Below are 4623 nucleotides of genomic sequence, written 5' to 3'. Positions count from 1 at the left end.
AGGCCATCCTGCCTGATGCGCGCCACAGCTTGTTCCTGCGTCTGCTGCAAGGCACGCCCTACGCAGAGGAGCGGATCAGCACGGTTGAGATCCTGTCCGAGGGTGTTCTGGCCGCCACCACGCTTGACGGATTGACGCGGTTGACCTGCGTGATCGAGGCTGGGATGGCTACGCTGCGCCAAGCCCCGACCGAGCGCGCCGGAGCCATGATCGAGATGCTGCCCATCATGCGGCGCAGCCCGATGCAGCACCTGTTGGGCTTGGTGCTGGATAGCCGCTATCGCCGCAGCATGGCTGCCAATCGCGCGCAACGCTCCCGTTTGCGGCGGCAAGAACGCGACACCAGCGGCGTGATTGCCACTTTGCCTGCCACAGCGGGGGCCGAACTGGTGGAGCGTTTCGACGCTTATCGTATTGCCGAAGCCCTGACGCTGATCTGTGCGGAGCAAGGGGTGATCTTGGGCAGTGGTTTGCGCGCTCATTTGCCCAAATCCGGGGCAGGCTTGCGTGTCGCCATTCCAACCACGGATCAAAGCTGGCTGCTGCTGGAATCTGACGGCAAGAGGGTGGCCGCCCATCTGAACCAGACACCTGTGTTGAAGCGCGACCTCGGTTTCCTGCTGCATATGAAGCAGCAATTGGATGCCGTCGTCGATTGATGCCCCTCGGCGGCTTCCCGCTTCCCTCCGCCCCGCGCAGGCCTTATGAAGGCGCGCAAGAGCAAGACCGCAGAAGGGGGCGAGGGCCATGGCGCATATCATCGTTGTCGGCAACGAAAAGGGCGGCTCGGGCAAATCGACCACCTGCATGCATGTGGGCACCGCGCTGGTGCGCATGGGGCATCGCGTCGGCGCGCTGGACCTTGATCTGCGGCAGCGCAGCTTTGGCCGCTATGTGGAGAATCGCCGCGCTTATCTCGCCCGGAACGAGCTGAACCTGCCCAGCCCCGATTACCGTGAATTGCCCGAGGTGGACCCGGCCACCGTGCCGGAGGGCGAGAGCGTCTTTGATCACCGCCTGTCGGCGGCCATCGCCGCGCTGGAGCCGGTGAGCGATTTCATCGTGATCGACTGCCCCGGCTCGCATACCCGGCTGAGCCAGGTGGCGCATAGTCTGGCCGATACGCTGATCACGCCGCTGAATGACAGTTTCGTCGATTTCGACCTGCTGGCGCGGATCGACCCCGAGACGAACAAGGTGAAGGGGCCGTCGATCTATTCGGAGATGGTTTGGGCGGCGCGGCAGGCGCGGGCGCAGGCCGGGCTGAAGCCGATCGACTGGATCGTGCTGCGCAACCGACTGGGTGCCCAGCAGATGCACAACAAGAAGAAGGTGGGCGCCGCGCTGGAAGATCTGTCCAAGCGGATCGGGTTCCGCGTGGCCCCCGGCTTTACCGAGCGTGTGATCTTCCGCGAGTTGTTCCCGCGCGGGCTGACGCTGCTCGATCTCAAGGATACCGGGGTCGAGCAACTGAACATGTCGAACATCGCCGCGCGGCAAGAGCTGCGCGACCTGATGGCCGAACTCAGGTTGCCGGGTGCAACCGGGAGTTTTTGAACGGGGTATGTTGCGGGGCGCGTGCAGCGCGGCCCTGCATCTTCATCAGGCGCAGGGTGAACACGTCATGCTCGGCCGCCTCTTCGGTGGCTTTCGGCGCACGGAACTTCTCCAGCAGGCGATTCACGAAGCTCATCAGTCGCACTCCCTTTCGGCGCATTCTGGCGCCATTGCCTTGGTGCCGGGCCTCCAGCCTGGCGGTTTGACAAGGACAGCATCAAAGCAAACCGGGGCAGAATTGCGGCGCGTCCGGGCCATGGGTTCGTCGCTTTGGTGACAATTTGACGCAAAACCGCCCCGCACGGCTTGAGCGCCCGCCGGCCCGCGTGGCAGGAAAGGCATCAGCCCGGAGGACGCCGATGAATATGCTGTATGATGCCCTGTTTGCCCCTCTTGCCGGGCGCCGCGACCCGCTGCTGATCTTGCCGGAGGGCGGCACGATCACCGGGCAGGATTTTTTGGCCATGGTGGCGCGGCAGGCCCATGCGTTGCGCGCGGCGGGGGTGCAGCCGGGCGACCGCATCGCGGTGCAGGTGGCCAAAACGCCCGAGGCTTTGGCCGTCTATGGCGCGGCGGTGGCGCTTGGCGCGATTTTCCTGCCCCTGAACACGGCCTATACGGCGGAGGAAGTGGCGTATTTCCTTGGCAATGCCACGCCGCGGGTGTTCCTGTGCGATCCGGCCCGGCAAGAGGCGCTGTCCCCGGTTGCGGCGGCCCATGGCGCTTTGGTGCTGGCGCTGGATGCCAAGGGGGCGGGCAGTCTCTCCGATAGGGCGGCGGGCCAGCCGGATCACATCACCCCCACCCCGCGCGGGCCGGAGGATCTGGCTGCGTTCCTCTATACCTCGGGCACTACCGGGCGCTCAAAGGGGGCGATGCTGACCCATGGGAACCTCTTGTCCAATGCCGAGGTGCTGCGCGAGGTCTGGCGCTTTGGCCCCTCGGATGTGCTGCTGCATGCGCTGCCGATCTTTCACACCCATGGGCTGTTCGTGGCCTCGAACCTGACGCTGCTGACGGGCGGGCGGATGATCTTCCTGCCCGGCTTCGATCTGGATCAGGTGCTGCGCCTGTTGCCGCAGGCCACCATCATGATGGGTGTGCCGACCTTCTACACCCGCCTGCTGGACGCGCCGGGCTTTGACCGCGATCTGGTGGCGCATATGCGGCTGTTCATCTCTGGCTCGGCGCCGCTGCTGGCGGAAACGCATCGCGCCTTTGAGGCCCGCACCGGCCAGCGCATTCTGGAGCGCTATGGCATGACCGAGACCAATATGAACACCTCCAACCCCTATGAGGGGGAGCGGCGCGCAGGCACGGTGGGCCTGCCCTTGCCGGGGGTGGAGCTGCGGGTGATGGCCGAGGGGCGCGAGCTGCCGCGCGGTGAGGCGGGGGTGATCGAGGTGCGCGGCCCGAATGTGTTCAAGGGCTATTGGCAGATGCCCGAGAAAACCCGCGAGGAGTTGCGCCCGGATGGCTGGTTCATCACCGGCGATATTGGGGTGCAGGATGCCGAGGGCTATGTGACCATCGTGGGCCGCGCCAAGGATCTGGTGATCTCGGGCGGGTTCAACATCTACCCCAAAGAGGTCGAGACGGTGCTGGACGAGGTGCCGGGCGTGTTGGAAAGCGCGGTGATCGGCGTGCCGCATCCCGATTTTGGCGAGGCGGTGTTCGCGGTTCTGGTGGCCGAGACGGGCACGGCGCTGGAGGCAGAGGCGGTGCTGGCGGCGATCCGCGACAGGCTGGCCCGGTTCAAGCAGCCCAAGGCGGCGGTGGTGGTTCAGGCGCTGCCCCGCAACACCATGGGCAAGGTGCAGAAGAATGTGTTGCGGGAAGCCTATCGCGACTGGCTCCGCATCTGATGCAAAGGCATTGGGCGGAGCCGGAAACGCATCGCGTTTCCCCGCCCAGGTGGCATCGGCACCACCAGACCATTTCCGAAGGGCTGACAGAGGCCAGAGCCTGCCCGGTGGGCGCGAAAGCGCCCGCCGCCCGGAGGGCGGGCGCTGGCCGGTGGCTTCGGGCCACCGGCCCGATGTGGACAGGTTTCCACATGACCTCGGCGATGGCCTCGGCCAAGCCCGCCTTCAGAAACTATCCTCCACCCGGAACCCCTCCGGGATGGCATCCTGCCCCTCCAGCATCAGCGCAGCCATCACCTCGGCCACTTTGGGCGCCATGCCAAAGCCGATCTTGAAGCCGCCATTGGCGATGAAATGCCCCGGCCGCCCGGGCCATGCGCCCAGCATCGGCGCGCGCGATCTGGCGCGGGGGCGCAGGCCTGCCCAGCGGTCGATCACAGGCGCACCCGCCAGACAGGGCAGGGCGGCCACCGCGCGGGCCATCATCTCGTCCAGCTGATGATCGGTGGCCAGATCGGTGACCCCGCGTTCGGACGTGGAGCCGATGGCGACGGTGCCATCCGCATGCGGGATGATGTGCAGGCTGTCGACATAAAGCTGCGCCTCTGTGCGCGCGTCAAAGCGCAGCGCCAGCGCCTGCCCCTTCAACCCGCCCCCCAGATGCCGCCCCAGATCGGCGGACAACGCCTCCAGCCCCGCCGCCCCGGTGGCATGCAGCACGAGGCCCTCTTCCAAGCCGTCGCCAATCACCACCTCGGCCCCCTTTTCACGCAGCGCCGCGACCAAAGCCGCCGCCGCCTGACGCGGATGCAGCCGGGCCGAAAGCGTGTCATGGATCACCCATCCCGAGGGGCCAGCCGGTTCCCATGCCGCCCCTGTCGCCGGCACCACCTGCCAAACCGCCTGCCCCTGCCACAGCCCCGCCGCCGACAGGCCCCGCGCCCGGGCCTGCTCCAGCCCTGCCTCTGCCACCGGCTGCAACCGCCCGACCCGGCCATAGCCGGTGGGCAGGCCTGAGGCCGCGCTGACCTCGGCCCAAAAACCCTCTGCCATCAGCAGGCTTTCCAGCTGGAACTGCTTTTTGGCGTTCCACTGCTCGGGCACATGCGGGCTCAGCGCACCGACCAGCCCGCCCGACGATCCGGCGCCAATCGCCTGCGTCTCGATCAGCCGGACCCGCGCGCCGCGCTGCACGCAGGCC

Annotated in this window: 5 protein-coding genes; 3 read left to right on the top strand and 2 right to left on the bottom strand. The window is 66.9% G+C overall.

Annotation, left to right across the window (positions count from 1 at the left end; translation table 11 throughout):
• Positions 1 to 659: hypothetical protein (locus tag JNN06_RS16055; RefSeq protein WP_291240603.1), on the top strand; the 659-nt coding region annotated here is incomplete at its 5' end.
• 88 nt (positions 660 to 747) lie between these two features.
• A complete protein-coding gene (locus JNN06_RS16050) occupies positions 748 to 1557 on the top strand; it encodes a division plane positioning ATPase MipZ (protein WP_291240602.1) in 810 nt (269 codons plus the stop codon).
• On the opposite strand, the gene JNN06_RS16045 is transcribed toward JNN06_RS16050, so the two are convergent.
• On the bottom strand, positions 1526 to 1693 hold the full coding sequence (locus tag JNN06_RS16045) for a hypothetical protein (RefSeq protein ID WP_291240601.1): 168 nt from the start codon (positions 1691 to 1693) through the stop codon (positions 1526 to 1528). The genes JNN06_RS16050 and JNN06_RS16045 overlap by 32 nt on opposite strands.
• A 223-nt stretch (positions 1694 to 1916) precedes the next feature.
• Here JNN06_RS16045 and JNN06_RS16040 point away from each other — a divergent pair, with 223 nt between their 5' ends.
• The gene (locus JNN06_RS16040; protein WP_291240600.1) at positions 1917 to 3422 is read left to right on the top strand and encodes a malonyl-CoA synthase; all 1506 of its coding nucleotides are present in this window, start codon (positions 1917 to 1919) and stop codon (positions 3420 to 3422) included.
• A gap of 225 nt (positions 3423 to 3647) precedes the next feature.
• On the opposite strand, the gene JNN06_RS16035 is transcribed toward JNN06_RS16040, so the two are convergent.
• On the bottom strand, positions 3648 to 4623 hold a 976-nt coding region (locus JNN06_RS16035; RefSeq protein WP_291240599.1), incomplete at its 5' end, for an FAD-dependent oxidoreductase.

It is taken from the genome of Gemmobacter sp., from assembly GCF_016792925.1.
Taxonomy (GTDB): domain Bacteria; phylum Pseudomonadota; class Alphaproteobacteria; order Rhodobacterales; family Rhodobacteraceae; genus Gemmobacter.
Note: the sequence above shows the minus strand (reverse complement) of the source record. Positions and strands in the feature narration are given on the sequence as shown.